Origin of the sequence: Plantactinospora sp. ZYX-F-223, from assembly GCF_039649625.1 — a bacterium.
In the GTDB taxonomy this organism is placed as follows: domain Bacteria; phylum Actinomycetota; class Actinomycetes; order Mycobacteriales; family Micromonosporaceae; genus Plantactinospora.
In genome coordinates this window covers 79,393-94,951 of the sequence record NZ_JBDJAV010000015.1, presented here as the reverse complement: position 1 = coordinate 94,951, position 15,559 = coordinate 79,393, and the positions used below count along the sequence as shown (strand labels likewise).

Annotated in this window: 13 protein-coding genes; 11 read left to right on the top strand and 2 right to left on the bottom strand. The window is 72.6% G+C overall.

Annotated elements, in window-relative coordinates; genetic code table 11:
- The first annotated feature begins 57 nt into the window (after positions 1–57).
- Positions 58–1,485 carry a type VII secretion integral membrane protein EccD gene (gene eccD / locus AAH979_RS17115; RefSeq protein WP_346259096.1) on the top strand — a complete coding sequence of 476 codons (1,428 nt, stop codon included), beginning with the start codon at positions 58–60 and terminating at the stop codon, positions 1,483–1,485.
- A gap of 118 nt (positions 1,486–1,603) precedes the next feature.
- Here eccD and AAH979_RS17110 read toward each other — a convergent pair whose 3' ends face one another.
- Positions 1,604–2,110: an inorganic diphosphatase gene (locus tag AAH979_RS17110; protein ID WP_107257365.1), complete on the bottom strand. Its 507-nt coding sequence runs from the start codon at positions 2,108–2,110 to the stop codon at positions 1,604–1,606.
- 713 nt (positions 2,111–2,823) lie between these two features.
- Here AAH979_RS17110 and dacB point away from each other — a divergent pair.
- The 6 genes from dacB (at position 2,824) to AAH979_RS17080 (ending at position 10,195) form a co-directional block, all read left to right on the top strand.
- Complete coding sequence (gene dacB, locus AAH979_RS17105; protein ID WP_346259169.1) at positions 2,824–4,305, top strand: D-alanyl-D-alanine carboxypeptidase/D-alanyl-D-alanine-endopeptidase; 1,482 nt, start codon at positions 2,824–2,826, stop codon at positions 4,303–4,305.
- Positions 4,306–4,387: 82 nt separating this feature from the next.
- Entirely contained in the window at positions 4,388–4,972 is a 585-nt protein-coding gene (locus AAH979_RS17100; RefSeq protein ID WP_346259095.1) for an IS607 family transposase, read from the top strand.
- The gene (tnpB, locus tag AAH979_RS17095) at positions 4,969–6,348 is read left to right on the top strand and encodes an IS607 family element RNA-guided endonuclease TnpB (protein WP_346259094.1); all 1,380 of its coding nucleotides are present in this window, start codon (positions 4,969–4,971) and stop codon (positions 6,346–6,348) included. The genes AAH979_RS17100 and tnpB overlap by 4 nt, the downstream gene beginning before the upstream one ends.
- A 36-nt stretch (positions 6,349–6,384) precedes the next feature.
- Positions 6,385–7,455, top strand: a complete 1,071-nt coding sequence (locus AAH979_RS17090; protein ID WP_318396852.1) for a zinc-dependent metalloprotease — start codon at positions 6,385–6,387, stop codon at positions 7,453–7,455.
- Between the two features lie 7 nt (positions 7,456–7,462).
- Positions 7,463–8,542 carry a tRNA lysidine(34) synthetase TilS gene (gene tilS, locus AAH979_RS17085; RefSeq protein ID WP_346259093.1) on the top strand — a complete coding sequence of 360 codons (1,080 nt, stop codon included), beginning with the start codon at positions 7,463–7,465 and terminating at the stop codon, positions 8,540–8,542.
- 9 nt (positions 8,543–8,551) lie between these two features.
- On the top strand, positions 8,552–10,195 hold the full coding sequence (locus AAH979_RS17080; RefSeq protein WP_346259092.1) for a gamma-glutamyltransferase family protein: 1,644 nt from the start codon (positions 8,552–8,554) through the stop codon (positions 10,193–10,195).
- 154 nt (positions 10,196–10,349) lie between these two features.
- On the opposite strand, the gene AAH979_RS17075 is transcribed toward AAH979_RS17080, so the two are convergent.
- A complete protein-coding gene (locus tag AAH979_RS17075) occupies positions 10,350–11,336 on the bottom strand; it encodes a helix-turn-helix domain-containing protein (RefSeq protein ID WP_346259091.1) in 987 nt (328 codons plus the stop codon).
- 183 nt (positions 11,337–11,519) lie between these two features.
- Between AAH979_RS17075 and AAH979_RS17070 the strand changes: the two genes are divergently transcribed.
- The 4 genes from AAH979_RS17070 to folE all read left to right on the top strand — a co-directional run bounded on the left by AAH979_RS17070 (position 11,520) and on the right by folE (position 15,542).
- Positions 11,520–11,651 (top strand): hypothetical protein, encoded by a 132-nt coding sequence (locus AAH979_RS17070; protein ID WP_346259090.1) that lies wholly within the window; start codon positions 11,520–11,522, stop codon positions 11,649–11,651.
- A gap of 102 nt (positions 11,652–11,753) precedes the next feature.
- Positions 11,754–12,329, top strand: coding sequence for a hypoxanthine phosphoribosyltransferase (gene hpt / locus AAH979_RS17065; RefSeq protein ID WP_346259089.1), 576 nt, complete (start codon positions 11,754–11,756; stop codon positions 12,327–12,329).
- A gap of 469 nt (positions 12,330–12,798) precedes the next feature.
- Positions 12,799–14,823 (top strand): ATP-dependent zinc metalloprotease FtsH, encoded by a 2,025-nt coding sequence (gene ftsH, locus AAH979_RS17060; protein WP_346259088.1) that lies wholly within the window; start codon positions 12,799–12,801, stop codon positions 14,821–14,823.
- Positions 14,824–14,864: 41 nt separating this feature from the next.
- Positions 14,865–15,542: a GTP cyclohydrolase I FolE gene (gene folE, locus AAH979_RS17055; protein ID WP_346259168.1), complete on the top strand. Its 678-nt coding sequence runs from the start codon at positions 14,865–14,867 to the stop codon at positions 15,540–15,542.
- The last annotated feature ends 17 nt before the right edge of the window (positions 15,543–15,559 follow it).

Genomic DNA, 15,559 nt, shown 5'->3' with positions numbered 1-15,559 from the left:
AGGTAAAGTGCGGTCGTCCGCGCAGCCATGGGTTGCCCCCTCGATGGAGGACTGTCGATGAGTACCGGGCTCGCCCGCGTCACGATCAGCGCGCCGCAACGACGGGTGGACGTCGCGCTGCCCGAACACCTGCCGCTGGCCGAACTCCTGCCCGAAGTTCTCCGGCATGCCGGCGAGGGGTTGGCCGACGACGGCGAGAAGCACGGCGGGTGGTTGCTGCGCCGTACCGACGGCGAACCGCTGGCCGCCGGCAAGGCCCTGCTGCCGCAGGGGGTGCGCGACGGCGACGTGCTGCACCTGGTGCCGGCCCGGGCGCAGTGGCCGGAGCTGGAATACGACGACGTGGTGGAGGCGATCGCCGACGGGGCGAGGCGCCGGGGCAGTGCCTGGTCCGGCCGGAACACCCGGATCGGCACGCTCGGCGCGGCGGGCGCTCTGCTCGCGATCTGCCTGCTCGCGGTGATCGCCGGCGGCACACTCTGGGAGTTCGGCGCCTTCGTCGCGCTCGGTGCGGCCGTGCTGCTGTCGCTGAGCGCGGTGGTCGCCTCCCGGGCGTACGGGGACGCCACCGCCGGTGCCGCCCTCGGCGGGTACGCGATGCCGTTCGCCTTCTTCGGCGGTGCCCTGCTGGTCGCCTCCGGTGACCCGGTGGGCGTGGTCGGCTGGATCGGCTGGCTCGGTGCGCCGGAGGCACTGGCCGGCTCGGTCGCGCTGCTGCTGATCGCGGTGCTCGGCATGGTCGGGGTCGCCGCCGGTCTGCGGGTCTTCGCCGCCGGTGTCTCGGTCGGGCTGCTCGGCGCGCTGACCGCGCTGGTCGGGTTCCTGCTCTCGGCGGCCGGGTCGGCCGCGATCCTGATGGCCGCGCTGGTCTGCGCGATCGGCATGCTGCCGCTGCTGGCGATCCGGTTCGGCAAGCTGCCGATGCCGCCGATCACGCTGCCCACCGGTGCCGAGGCGGCGGAGGGCTTCACGGCCTCGACCCCGGTGCAGAGCGGCGCGCGGGAGCGGCCCGACCGGGGGCGGGTCTTCGCGGCGGTCGCCCGCACCGAGGAGATGCTCACCGGGATGCTGGTCGGGCACGCCGTACTCGCCGTGGTGGCGGCGCTGGTGCTGGTGGCCTCGGGCGGGTTCTCCGGCCGGCTGATGGTCGCCGTCTCGGCGGCGGCCCTGCTGCTGCGGTCCCGGCTCTTCGTCACGGTCCGGCAACGGGTACCGCTGATGGCGGCCGGGATCGGCTCCGCCGTGGTGCTCGGAATCGCCCTGCTGTTCCGGATGCAGGAGACCGGCCTGCTGCTGCTCACCGCCGGCGGCCTGGTGCTCGCCCTGGTGGTGATCGGGGCCGGCGCGACCTACTCGAAGCGGGAGCCCGGGCCCTACCTGGGCCGCACCGCCGACATCATCGACACCCTGATGGTGATCGCGGTGGTGCCGGTGGCCTGCGCGGTGCTCGGCCTGTACGCCCAGGCCCGCGGCCTGCTCGGCTGACTGTGCGGGTGGGCTGACCCCGCGCCCCGTCCCATCCCGGCGGGCGGGCCGTGATGACCGACGAAATCGGCCGGTGGTCCCTGACGGTGCCACCGGCCGGTTGCTGTGCTGCCGGGGGTCAGTGCGGCGACTCGCCCCGTTCGACCGCTTCCTGGTGCCGGCGGAAGGACGTCCGGATCTCCGCCTCCGCCTCGGTCCGACCGACCCAGGTGGCGCCCTCGACCGATTTGCCTGGTTCCAGGTCCTTGTACACCTCGAAGAAGTGCTGGATCTCCAGCCGGTCGAACTCGCCGAGGTGGTGGATGTCCCGCAGGTGCTCCTGGCGCGGGTCCTCGTACGGCACGCAGAGGACCTTGTCGTCGCCGCCCTTCTCGTCCGTCATCCGGAACATGCCGATCGTCCGGCACCGGATGAGGCAACCTGGGAACGTGGGTTCGGGTACCAGCACCAGAGCGTCGAGTGGATCGCCGTCCTCACCCAGGGTGCCTTCGATGAAACCGTAGTCCGCCGGGTACTGGGTCGACGTGAAGAGGGTCCGGTCCAGCCGGATCCGGCCGGTCGCGTGGTCCACCTCGTACTTGTTGCGGTGACCCTTGGGGATCTCAACCGTGACGTCGAAATCCATCTCGCACGCTCCCTCGTTTGCCGGCGCTGGCCAACGGAACCACAACAGTCGGCACCTGCGCGGGTGATCTCGCGATTCACCTTGCGGCGCCGGCCCCGGTGCGGTGTTCGGACCAAAGTAGTGTCGCCTAGGCAGAATTCGACGGGGAGGAGGGGCCGGTGGGGAGTGAAGATTCACACTCGGGCCTGACCGGAGAGAACCCGCCGGAGCACCCGGCACAGGGCCGCGTGGTGGTGCCGGGCGCCAGCGGGTCGCAGCCGCCCGCCGGGTCTGCGCCGGTCCGGGGCCGGGCCGCCGTGCCGCTGCCGACCAACCTGCCCATCCCGCCGTCGAACACCGCGAATCCTTCATTCGGGTCGCCGGCCGGGTCCGGCCGGGCCGCCCCGCCACCCGGCGCCGCCGGCTGGTCCGGGCAGAGCGTGCCGATTCCGCCGTCCGGTGCCGCGCCCGGCTGGTCGGGGCAGGCCGTACCCGTTCCGCCGGCCGGCGCGGCCGGGTGGTCGGGGCAGGCCGTGCCCGTGCCGCCCGGTGGACCGGGGAAGGCCCCGACCGACCCCTCTGCCTGGTCCGACCGGCCCGCGCCGCCGGCCTGGCCCGGGCGGCCGGGCTCCGGCGCACCGGGCGGGCCGGGCACGCCGGCTTCCGGCAACGGCACGCTCCCACCGGGTACGCCGCCGGGCAGCCCGCCGCCGGGGGTGACCGCCGGCGGGGCGGTGCCCGGCGGGGTACCGCCGGCCGGGCGGCGGAGCCGGGGCAGGCTGCTCGGAGTCCTCGCCACCGCCCTGGTGCTCGCGCTCGCGGTCGCCGGGGTGGCCGTGGTGCGCCCCGGCCCGGTGGACGGCTGGCTGGGCGGGGACGGCTCGGCCACCCCCGGCGCGCTCGACCCGACCGAACCGCCACCACCACCCGTACTGGCCGCCGCCGGGGCGAACGCTCCGGCACCCACCCCGGCGGGCGTGCGGGCCGCGCTGAGCCCGTTGGTCACCTCGTCCCCGCTCGGCAAGGAGGTGAACATCTCCGTCGTCGACGCGGTCACCGGGCAGGCGCTGTACGAGAACGGCCAGGACACGCCGACCATCCCGGCGTCGACCACCAAACTGGTCACCGCGGCGGCCGTACTCGCGGCCCGTGGTCCGGCGTACCGGATCGCCACCCGGGTGGTGGCCGGGCAGAACCCGGGCGAGGTGGTGATCATCGGTGCCGGTGACCCGACGCTGGCGGTGAACGCCACCGGCTGGTACCCGGGCGCCGGGCGGCTCGACCGGCTCGCCGCGCAGGTGAAGAAGGCGCTCGGCGGCACCGCGCCGACGAAGGTGATCGTCGACGGCACCCTCTTCCCCGGCCCGGTCGTCGAACCGGCCTGGGACTCGGACATCCCCACCGGCGGGTTCGGTGCGGTGATCACCGCCCTGATGACCGACGGCGCGCGGAAGGACCCGGAGGACAAGGGCCGGGGCCAGGAGCGGTACGCCAAGCCCGACGAGGCCGCCGGGCGGGCCTTCGCCAGGCAGTTCGGGCTGCCCAACTCGGCGGTGGTGATCGGCAAGGCGCCGGCGGCGGCCGCCACCGCCCCGGCCGCGGCGGCCAGCGCCAGCCCCGGCCTCCCCAGCGCCGGCACCGAACTGGGCCGGGTCTCCTCGCCGCCGATGATCCGGTTGGTCGAGTTCATGCTCCGGGAGAGCGACAACGTGGTGGCCGAGGCGCTGGCCCGGCAGGTCGCGCTGAGCCGGGACAAGCCGGCCTCCTTCGTCGGCGCGGCCGAGGCGGTCGACGAGATGGTCGGCGAGTTGGGGCTGCCGGCGGCGGAGAGTGCGCTCGCCGACGGCAGCGGGCTGTCCCGGGCCAACCGGGTCACCCCGAGCCTGCTGACCGACGTGCTGACGATGGCTGCCAAGCGGACCCGGCCGGAACTCGCCGACCTCTTCCCGGGGCTGCCGGTGGCGGCCTGGTCGGGCACGCTCAGCGACCGGTTCGACCGGTCCGGCGCGAGGGCGACCACGGCCGGAGCGGGGGTGGTGCGGGCCAAGACCGGCACGCTGAGCGGGGTGCACGCGATCTCCGGCGTGGTGACCACCGCCGACGGCCGGCTGCTGGCCTTCGCCGTACTCGCCAACAAGGTGCCGGTGGGGCAGTACGAGGCGCAGCCGGAGCTGGACCGGATCGTCACCACCCTGGCCCGGTGCGGCTGCCGCTGACCCTGCTAGGCAGGGGGTGGGGGGCAACAACTGGTGGCGCTTCGGTCGTCACTAGTGCTCACTAGCCGGCTAGAGTAGCGGCGTGAATCTGAAGGAGTGGGCAGCGGCCACCGGAATCTCGTACGCGACCGCACGGAGGCGGTACGAGTCCGGGACGCTGCCCGTTCCGACGTATCGGCTGGGCCGGCTTATCGTGGTCGGTGAGCCTGTCACCGGCTTGACCGGCAGCACCGGGCAGACAGTGGTGTACGCCCGGGTTTCGTCCGCCGATCAGAAGCCGGATTTGGACCGGCAAGTCGCCCGGGTCACCATGTGGGCCACTGGGCAGAACCTCGCCGTGAATCGCGTGGTTACCGAGGTTGGGTCCGCACTGAACGGGCACGGTAAGAAGCTCCTCGCTTTGCTGCGCGATCCGGCTGTGACGACGATCGTGGTGGAGCATCGAGACCGGTTCGCCGGGTTCGGTGCCGAATACGTCGAAGCTGCCCTCACCGCGCACAGCCGCCGGCTGCTGGTGGTCGACCCGGCCGAGGTCGACGACGCCCTCGTGCGCGACGTGACCGAGATTCTGACGTCGCTGTGCGCCCGCCTGTACGGCCGTCGCGCTGCCGCGAACCGGGCTCGCCGCGCGGTTGAGGCCGCAACCATCGGGGACGACCCAGCGTGAGGACGATCCAGGCGTACCGGTTCGCCCTCGACCTCACCCCAAGCCAGGAACGCGACGCGTACGCGCACGCCGGGGCGGCTCGCGTCGCGCATAACTGGGCGTTGGCCCGGGTCAAGGCGGTCATGGACCAGCGGAATGCCGAGCGCGCCTATGGTGTGCCGGACGAACTTCTGACGCCTTCGCCGTCCTGGTCTTTGGCCGGGCTGCGCCAGGCATGGAACGAGGCGAAGGCCGAGGCGGCACCGTGGTGGGGCGAGGTGTCGAAGGAGGCGTTCAACACCGGCCTGGACGCCCTGGCACGCGGACTGAAGAACTGGGCCGACTCCCGCTCGGGTAAGCGGGCCGGTCGCCCGGTCGGGTTTCCCCGGTTCAAGTCACGCCGCCGGACCACACCCAGCGTGCGGTTCACCACCGGGGCGATCCGGGTCGAGCCCGACCGGATGCACGTGGTGCTGCCCCGGTTGGGCCGGTTGAAGCTCCACGAATCCGCCCGTAAGCTCGCCCGCCGACTCGAAGCGGGGACAGCACGAATCATGTCCGCGACCGTGCGCCGCGACGGTGGACGCTGGCACGTGTCGTTCACCGTCGAAGTCGAACGAGCCGAACGGACCCCGGCCCGGCCGGACGCCGTGGTCGGTGTCGACGTCGGGATCACGAACCTCGCGGTGCTGTCCACCGGTGAGCTGGTCGACAACCCACGCCACCTGGTCGCCGCGCAGATCAGGCTCCGGCAGATGGGTCGGGCGTTGTCGCGCAAGACCGGACCCGACCGGCGGATCGGGCGGCGGCCGTCGAAACGGTGGGAACGCGCGGTGGCCCGGCTCGGCCGCGCCCATGCGCGGGTGGCGAACCTGCGCCGCGACGGGCTGCACAAGCTGACCAGCGAACTGGCCCGCGAGTACGGCACGATCGTGGTCGAAGACCTGAACGTGGCCGGGATGCTGCGTAACCGCAGGCTGGCCCGGCACATCGCCGACGCCGGTTTCGCCGAGTTGCGACACCAGCTCGCCTACAAAAGCGTCTGGAGCGGTAGCCGGCTGATCGTGGCCGACCGCTGGTACCCGTCATCGAAGACCTGCTCAGGCTGCGGCGCGGTGAAAGCCAAGCTGGCCCTGTCCGAGCGCACCTACACCTGCACCGCATGCCGCCTGGTCCTCGATCGAGACCTGAACGCTGCGCGCAATCTGGCTGCTCTCGCGGCCGAGTTCGAAACCGCCGGGAGTGGCCCGGTGGCAGCACGTGGAGCCGACCAGAAGACCCGCGTACACGGGCAGGTGGCTACGAAGCGTGAACCCGGCCCCGCCCCGGCGGGCAAGACCGGGACCGCCCTACCGGAAGGCAGGGCGGCCGATCGTGTGCTCACTAAAGCGCACTGAAAGGTAACGGTGTGAGCACCCGGGTACGGTGGTGGTATGGCGCAGTTCGTGGACTGGGATCTGGCCGCCGCCACCGCAGGGGCGTTGGGAAAGTCGGGACCGCGGGTCTCGTACGACGAGGCGACCGAGGTGGTGTCCGAGCTGCGCCGGCTGACCGACGAGGCGGCCGGTCACGTGCTGGCGTACACCGGGCTGCGCTCGCAGGTGGCCCATCCGCCGGTGCGGGTGGTGGACCGGCGGGACTGGGCGGCGACCAACATCGCCGGACTGCGTGAGGTGATCACCCCGCTGATCACCCGCCTCTCCGGGGACAAGCCGCCGGGGGTGATCACCGACACGATCGGCTCCCGGCTGACCGGGGTGCAGGCCGGCACGGTGCTCGCCTACCTCTCCGGCCGGGTCCTCGGCCAGTACGAGGTCTTCTCCGCCGACCCTGGCCAACTGCTGCTGGTCGCCCCGAACATCGTCGAGGTCGAGCGGAAGTTGCAGGCGGATCCCCGGGACTTCCGGCTCTGGGTCTGCCTGCACGAGGTGACCCACCGCACCCAGTTCACCGCCGTGCCGTGGATGCGCGGGCACTTTCTCGGCGAGGTGCAGGCGTTCGTCGACGCCTCCCAGGCCGGCGGCGACAACTTCCTCGACCGGATCCGCCGGGGCGTCGGCACCCTCTCCGACTCGATCCGCAACCCGGAGAGCCGGGCCAGCGTGCTGGACATCGTGCAGACGCCCGGCCAGCGGGCCGTACTCGACCGGCTGACCGCGCTGATGACCCTGCTGGAGGGGCACGCGGAGTTCGTGATGGACGGCGTCGGGCCGGAGGTCATCCCGAGCGTCGAGTCGATCCGGGCCAAGTTCAACCGGCGCCGCGAGTCCGGCAACCCGCTGGAGAAGGCGATCCGCAAGCTGCTCGGGGTCGACGTCAAGATGCGCCAGTACGCCGAGGGCCGCAAGTTCGTGCACGGCGTGGTGGACCGGGTCGGCATGGAGGGCTTCAACCGGATCTTCAGCTCGCCGTTGACCCTGCCCCGGCTGGAGGAACTCTCCGACCCGGACGCCTGGGTGGCCCGGGTGCACGGCCCGGTCGGCCCGGTCGCCGCCACCGGCTGAGCCGGTCGTGGCCGCCCTGCCGCCGCCGGTCGCGGCGATCCGGGTCGCCGTCCGGCGGGCGCTGCACGGCGTACCCCGGAACCGGCCGGTCCTCATCGCCTGCTCGGGCGGCGCCGACTCGCTGGCGCTGGCCGCCGGCACCGCATTCGTGGCGCCCCGGCTGGGCGTGCCGGCCGGGCTGGTCACCGTCGACCACGGCCTCCAGGAGGGCTCGGCACGCCGGGCCGCCGACGTCGCGCGGTGGGCCGGCGGGCAGGGGTTCGCGCCGATCGAGGTGGCGACCGTCCAGGTCGCCGGCCGGCCGGGCGGGCCGGAGGCGGCGGCCCGGGAGGCGCGCTACCGGGCCCTGGTCGAGGCCGCCCGCCGGCACGACGCCAGCGCCGTGCTGCTCGGGCACACCCGCGACGACCAGGCCGAGACCGTGCTGCTCGCGCTGGCCCGGGGCGCCGGCCCGCGCGGGCTCGCCGGAATGCCGGCCACCCGGGAGTACGCCGGGGTGACGCTGGCCCGTCCACTGCTGGAGATCACCCGCGAGCAGACCCGCAAGGCGTGCGCGCTGCTCGGGCTGACCCCGTGGGAGGACCCGCACAACACCGACGACCGGTACGCCCGGGCCCGGGTCCGGGCCGACGTGCTGCCGGTGCTGGTCCGGGCGCTCGGCCCCGGGGTGCTGGACAACCTGGCCCGGACCGCCCGGCTGGCCGCCGAGGACGGCGCCGCACTGGACGAGCTGGCCCGGGCCGGTTACGCCGAGGCCCGGATTCCGCCGGCCGGGCTGACCGGGCCGGTCTCCCCGGGCGGGCCGAGCGTGCCGGTCTCCCCGGGCGGGCCGCCGAGCGGGCCGGTGGTGGCGGGTGCCGCGGCCGGCGGGCTGGCCGTACCGGTGCTGGCCGGGATGCCGCCGGCGGTGCGTACCCGGGTGCTGCACCTCTGGTGCCGCGAGCTCGGCGCGGCGCCGGCCGCGCTGTCGTACCGGCACATCGCGGCGCTGAACGCGCTGGTCACCGCGTGGCACGGTCAGGGCGCGACACATCTGCCCGGCGGCATCCGGGCGACCCGGCGCGGCGGGATGCTGATCGCGGAGTAGACATGGGGAATGCCTTCCCCCCGACAGCCGCTCTTCGCGCCGCACGGTGCCGTCGCCACCAGCCAGCCGCTCGCCGCCGCCGCCGGACTGGCCGTACTCCGCCGGGGCGGCAACGCCGTCGACGCCGCGCTCGCCACCGCGATCACCCTCACGGTGGTCCAGCCCGGCTCCAACGACATCGGCGGTGACCTGTTCGCGATCGTCTGGGACGGGGAGCGGCTACACGGGCTGAACGGCTCCGGCCGGTCCCCGACCGGGCTGACCCGGGAGCTGGTGCTCGCCGCGACCGGCGGGCGGGGTGCCGAGCCGACCCCGGGTCACGGCGGCGCGCAGGCGGTCGGGCCGGCGATGCCGGCGCGTGGCTGGCTGCCGGTGACCGTACCCGGTGCCCCGGCCGGCTGGCGGGACCTGCACGAGCGGTTCGGCAGGCTGCCCTTCGCCGAGCTGTTCGGCGACGCGGTCGGCTACGCCGAACACGGCTTCCCGGTCTCGCCACGGGTCGCCGCGAGCTGGGCGCGCTCGGTCGAGGTGCACGCCGAACTGGCCGGCGAGGAGTACGCCGAGTGGGGCCGGGTCTTCACCGTCGACGGTGGACGGGCGCCCCGGACCGGGCAGCGGTGGCGCAACCCGGACGCCGCCGGCACGCTGCGCCGGATCGCCGAGACCGGTGCGGCGGACTTCTACACCGGCCGGATCGCCGAGACGCTGGCCGGACACGCGGCCCGGACCGGCGGCCGGCTCACCGGCGACGACCTGGCCGGGCACGCCTCGACCTGGGTGGACCCGGTCCGGGCCAGCTATCGCGGGCACGAGGTGTGGGAGTTGCCGCCGAACGGGCAGGGCGTGGCCGCGCTGCTCGCGCTGAACATCCTGGACGGGGTGGAGCTGACCGACCTCGACCCGGCCGAGCGGCTGCACTGGCAGATCGAGGCGGTCAAGCTCGGCTTCGCCGACGCGCACGCGTACGTCGCCGACCCGGAGCGGGTGCAGGTGCCGACCGCCGAGCTGCTCACCCCGGAGTACGCCGCCGCCCGCCGGGCGCTGGTGACCGACACGGCCGGTATGCCGGCACCCGGCGACCCGGCCCGGGGCGGCACCGTCTACCTCTGCGCCGCCGACCGGGACGGGATGATGGTGAGCCTGATCCAGTCCAACTACCTGGGCTTCGGCTCGTACGTCGTCCCGCCGGGTCTCGGCTTCGGGTTGCAGAACCGGGGTGCCGGGTTCAGCCTCGACCCGGCCCACCCGAACGTGGTCGCGCCGGGCAAGCGCCCGTTCCACACCATCATCCCCGGCTTCCTCACCCGGGACGGCGCGCCGGTGGGCCCGTTCGGGGTGATGGGCGGGCACATGCAGCCGCAGGGGCACCTGCAGGTGGTCTCCGCGACCCTGGACGACGGGCTCGACCCGCAGGCCGCGCTGGACCGGCCGCGCTGGTACTGGCACGCCGGCCGGTCGGTGCTGGTCGAGCCCGGCCTGGCCGCCGGGGCGGCCCGGGACGTGGTCGAGCGGTTGCGCGCCCGGGGGCACGAGATCGCCGTCGAGCCGGAGCCGTCCTCCTTCGGGTACGGCCAGGCGATCTGGCGGCTGCCCGACGGCGGCTACGTGGCCGGCTCGGAGCCCCGGGCCGACGGGTGCGCGATCGGCTATTGAGCTGCGGGTACGCCGCCGACAGCGGCGCGCCCGCCGGTGACGGTGACCGTGCCGCCGACGACGAGGAGATGGCGGTCGCGAGACTGTCGAGCTGCCTCGTTCGCGCGCCCACACCCCGGACGCACCGTCGACCCGGTGAACGTGCCGCCGGGACTCAGACGGTGACCGACTCGTGCACCGCCACGGGGAGCCGGCCCCGGAAGGTCGACCGGTAGGCGTGCGGGGTGGCGCCGAGCCGGCGGCCGAAGTGGTGTCGCAGAGTGGCCGCGTCGCCGAAGCCGGCCCGGGTGGCGACCGCCTCGATGCTCAACTCGGTCTCCTCCAGCAGCCGTCGGGCCAGCAGCACCCGCTGGTTGGTGATCCAGTCGTGCGGTGTGGTGCCGGTCTCGGCCCGGAACCGCCGGGCGAACGTCCGGGGCGCCATGTGCGCCCGGCCGGCCAGGTCGTCGACGGTGAGCGGCCGGTCGAGGTGCTCGATCAGCCAGCCCAGCACCGGCTCCAGGGTGGGCGCCGCCGGGGTGGGCGCGATCGGTGCCTCGATGTACTGCGCCTGCCCGCCGTCGCGGTGCGGTGGCACCACCATCCGCCGGGCCAGCTTGGTGGCGAGCGCCGAGCCGTGCTCCTGGCGGACCAGGTGCAGGCAGGCGTCGATCCCGGCCGCCGTGCCGGCGCCGGTGAGCAGGTTGCCGTCCTGCACGTAGAGCGAGTTGCACCGCACCTTGGCCAGCGGATACATCTCGGCGAGCCGGTCGGCGTACTTCCAGTGGGTGGTGCACTCGCGCCCGTCCAGCAGGCCGGCGGCGGCCAGCACGAACGCGCCCGAGCAGACACTCAGCACGTACGCCCCGCGGTCGGCGGCCCGGCGCAGCGCCGCCAGCACGGTCTCCGGAACCGGGGCGCCGATGATGTGTATCGCCGGCACGGCGACCAGGTCGGCGTCCTCGACCGGGGTCAGGTCGGCGCTCGGGGTCAGCCCGAAGCCGGACCGGGTGCGGACGGGCTTGCCGTCGTGGGTGCAGACGTCGAAGCGGTAACCGGGGAAGCCGTCGGCGACCCGGTCGGTCCCGAAGACCTCGCAGAGCACGCCCAGCTCGAAGGTAGCCACCGGGTCCAGGGCGATCACGGCCACGTTGCGAAGCATGGATCGATGCTAGCCGAGAAGTGGCAGAAAATCGATGCTGCATGGCAAAGCTGCCACTGTCCGGTTGGCGCCCGGCGGCGCAGACTTGAGTCGTAACAGCCGGTGCGCACCGGCGGCGAACCAAAAGACCTGGTCAGGCCCGAGATCCCGGGCCGGCCGCATCGAAACGTGGAGGTCGCCGCCATGGAACTCTTCGTCCCTCTCTTCTTCCTCGTCCTGCTTCTCGCCTCGATGCTCGGGCTCACCGCCGACAGCCGTGACTCGGCCGACTGGCGGCCCAGCAACGGCGGCTGGCGGTCGTCGCCCCGTGGCTGACGAACCGTGTCGGAGAGTCCGCGCCTGGCCAGCCGGGGTGGGCACCGCGCGAAGGTGCCGCCCCGGCGACGGGCGCGAACCGGCGTACGGCAGGCTAGGCGCATGGCTCAGGGCTCCTGGTACGACGCCGACATCGACCACGTGATCATCTCGGAGGAGCAGATTCGGGAAAAGATCGCGGAACTGGCCAAACAGGTGGCAGCGGACTACGCCGGCAGCAAGGACGGAATCCTGCTGGTGTGCGTGCTCAAGGGCGCGATCATGTTCATGGCCGACTTCGCCCGGGCGCTCGGCCGGCACGGGCCGTCGGCCGAGCTGGAGTTCATGGCCCTCTCCTCGTACGGGCAGGGCACCACCTCCTCCGGCACCGTGCGGATCCGCAAGGACCTGGACCGGGACATCGCCGGGCGGCACGTGGTGGTGGTGGAGGACATCGTCGACTCCGGGCTCACCCTCTCCTGGCTGCTGCGCTATCTGGAGTCCCGGGCGGCGGCCAGCGTCGAGGTGGTGGCGCTGTTCCGCAAGCCGGACGCGATCAAGGTCTCGGTGCCGGTGAAGTACGTCGGTTTCGACATCCCGAGCGAGTTCGTGGTCGGCTACGGGCTGGACTTCGGCGAGCGCTACCGCGAGGTGCCCTACGTCGGCGTACTGAAGCCGGAGGTCTACGCCCGGTCCTGATCGGGGCCCGTTCCGCCCGATCCCTGCCCGGTCGTCCGGTCGTCAACCCGGATCGTTGTCCGGTACGCCCTGACCATCCTGAATGTCATCGCCGAAATATCGAGTCGACGTACAGCGCGCTCCCAGGAAACGCGGTTACGGTATGCGGTGGTGGCGCGGAAGCATCCCGCGCCGGGCCTCCTGCCCAGTTTGCCCCGAAAGATGGGGCCGTACGGGGCCAGGCGTCCGGCACTGGTCCGTGGTCACCCGGCACCGGGCGGAAGCGGACCTGTTACCCCAGGGCTCGCAGGCTCGCTCCTCGCGTTCACGGTGTACCGTCGAATGACCGCGGCGCGGTACCAAGCGCCCGGCGTCGAGGCCGGCTCGCAGGGGACGGCTTCGGCCCGCCGCTCCGGCGGCGGCAGTAGGCAACCAGGACGATCAGGACGTCGATCAGGAGGGTCCGGGCGTTACGGCGCTCGACAACAGCATGGAACGTACGCGTTTCTTCCGCCGCCCGGTGGTCTGGATCATCCTGGTGATCATCGGTGCGATAGCGCTCAGCTCATTCTTCAGTGGTGGCCCGAGTTATCACAAGGTCGAGACCAACGTGGTGCTCGACCAGCTCAACAAGGGCGACATCGAGAAGGCCATCTTCCAGGACAAGGAGCAGACGCTCCAGCTCGACCTGAAGAGCGCGGCCAAGTTCGGTGACACCGATACGGACAAGATCCAGGCCCAGTTCCCGTACGAGGTGGGCGACGAGGTCTGGAACTCGGTGGCCGCCGCCAAGGCGGCCGGCCGGATCAGCGGTCCGATCGACACCGAGGTCTCCGGCGACAATCTCTTCGTCTCGTTGCTGGTCAACCTGCTGCCGATCGTCATCCTGGTGATCCTGCTGCTGCTCTTCATGTCGCAGATGCAGGGCGGCGGCTCCCGGGTGCTCAACTTCGGCAAGTCCAAGGCCAAGATGATCACCAAGGACACTCCGAAGACCACCTTCGCGGACGTCGCGGGCTCGGAGGAGGCCGTCGAGGAGCTGCACGAGATCAAGGATTTCCTGCAGAACCCGGCGAAATACCAGGCCCTCGGCGCCAAGATCCCCAAGGGCGTGCTCCTCTTCGGCCCGCCCGGTACCGGTAAGACGCTGCTGGCCCGGGCCGTGGCCGGCGAGGCCGGGGTGCCGTTCTACTCCATCTCCGGCTCCGACTTCGTCGAGATGTTCGTCGGTGTCGGTGCCAGCCGGGTCCGCGACCTCTTCGAGCAGGCCAAGGCGAACGCTCCGGCGATCGTCTTCGTCGACGAGATCGACGCGGTCGGCCGGCACCGTGGCGCCGGTATGGGCGGCGGCCACGACGAGCGGGAGCAGACCCTCAACCAGCTCCTGGTCGAGATGGACGGCTTCGACACCAAGGGCGGCGTGATCCTGATCGCCGCGACCAACCGGCCGGACATCCTCGACCCCGCGCTGCTGCGGCCCGGCCGGTTCGACCGGCAGATCGCGGTCGACACCCCGGACATGGAGGGCCGCAAGGCGATCCTGCGGGTGCACGCCAAGGGCAAGCCGTTCTCGCCCGACGTCGACCTCGACGCGGTGGCGCGGCGTACCCCGGGCTTCACCGGTGCGGACCTGGCCAACGTGATCAACGAGTCGGCGCTGCTGACCGCCCGCAGCGACAAGCGGGCGATCTCCAACGACTCGCTGGAGGAGTCGATCGACCGGGTGGTCGCCGGCCCGCAGCGCCGGACCCGGGTGATGAGCGACAAGGAAAAGAAGATCACGGCCTACCACGAGGGCGGGCACGCCCTGGTCGCCTGGGCGCTGCCGCACTCCGCCCCGGTGCACAAGGTCACGATCCTCTCCCGGAGCCGCTCCCTCGGGCACACCCTGGTGCTGCCGACCGAGGACAAGTACACCCAGACCCGGGCCGAGATGATCGACACCCTGGCGTACGCGCTGGGCGGCCGGGCCGCCGAGGAACTCGTCTTCCACGAGCCGACCACCGGTGCCGCGGACGACATCGTCAAGGCCAGCGCACTGGCCCGGGCGATGATCACCCAGTACGGCATGAGCAGCAAGCTCGGTGCCATCAAGTACGGCACCAGCGGCGACGAGCCGTTCCTGGGCCGCAACATGGGGCACGAGCGGGACTACTCCGATGCGGTGGCCGCCGAGATCGACGCCGAGATCCGGTCGCTGATCGAACTGGCCCACGACGAGGCATGGGAGATCCTGGTGGAATACCGGGATGTCCTGGACAACCTCGTGCTGGAGCTGATCGAGAAGGAGACCCTCTCCACGGCCGACATGGCGCGGATCTGCGCCCGGGTGGTCAAGCGGCCGCCGATGGCTCCGTACAACGGGTTCGGCAAGCGGCAGCCGTCGACCGAGCCGCCGGTGCTCACCCCGGCCGAGAAGGAGAAGCTCAAGGCGCAGGCCGAGGCCGACGGCGTGCAGGCGACCGTCGGGGGCAACACCAACAACACCACGCCGAACTCGGACGGCCCACACTGAGCGCAGCGAACCAGCAGGCCGCCGGCGGAAACGTCGGCGGCCTGTCCGCGTCCGCCACCGAGCCGGACGGCGACGAGGAACTGGACTACCTGGCCGCTCGGCTGGTCAACGGCAAGCTCGGTGGCGGGCCGGTCGAGGAGGCCGTCGACCTGGCCCGGATCGAGAAGGCGGTCCGGGAGATCCTGATCGCCGTCGGCGAGGACCCGGACCGGGACGGCCTGCGCCAGACGCCGGCCCGGGTGGCCCGGGCGTACGCCGAACTCTTCGCCGGGCTGCGGGTCGACCCGGCCCAGGTGCTCAGCACCACGTTCGAGGCCAATCACGAGGAACTCGTGCTGGTCCGGGACATCGACGTGATGAGCCTCTGCGAGCACCACCTGCTGCCGTTCCGGGGTTCGGCGCACATCGGCTACATCCCGGGTGAGAACGGCCGGATCACCGGGCTCTCCAAGCTGGCCCGGCTGGTCGAGGTCTACGCCCGCCGGCCGCAGGTGCAGGAGCGGCTGACCGCGCAGATCGCCGACCTGCTGATGGCCAGGTTGGAACCGCGCGGTGTGATCGTGGTGCTGGAGTGCGAGCACATGTGCATGGCGATGCGCGGCATCCAGAAGTCCGGCGCCAAGACCATCACCTCGGCCGTACGCGGACTGCTGCAACGGGACGCCAAGTCCCGCGCCGAGGCGATGGCCCTGATCCTCAACGCCAACCGCGCCATCTGACCGTCCGCCCCGTGCGA

Bases quoted from the DNA above. Each gene is read 5' to 3' on its own strand.
- eccD (WP_346259096.1), top strand. From the start codon at position 58: ATGAGTACCGGGCTCGCCCGCGTCACGATCAGCGCGCCGCAACGACGG.
- ftsH (WP_346259088.1), top strand. From the start codon at position 12,799: ATGGAACGTACGCGTTTCTTCCGCCGCCCGGTGGTCTGGATCATCCTG.
- AAH979_RS17075 (WP_346259091.1), bottom strand. From the start codon at position 11,336: ATGCTTCGCAACGTGGCCGTGATCGCCCTGGACCCGGTGGCTACCTTC.
- AAH979_RS17110 (WP_107257365.1), bottom strand. From the start codon at position 2,110: ATGGATTTCGACGTCACGGTTGAGATCCCCAAGGGTCACCGCAACAAG.
- AAH979_RS17080 (WP_346259092.1), top strand. From the start codon at position 8,552: ATGCCTTCCCCCCGACAGCCGCTCTTCGCGCCGCACGGTGCCGTCGCC.
- hpt (WP_346259089.1), top strand. From the start codon at position 11,754: ATGGCTCAGGGCTCCTGGTACGACGCCGACATCGACCACGTGATCATC.
- AAH979_RS17090 (WP_318396852.1), top strand. From the start codon at position 6,385: ATGGCGCAGTTCGTGGACTGGGATCTGGCCGCCGCCACCGCAGGGGCG.
- AAH979_RS17070 (WP_346259090.1), top strand. From the start codon at position 11,520: ATGGAACTCTTCGTCCCTCTCTTCTTCCTCGTCCTGCTTCTCGCCTCG.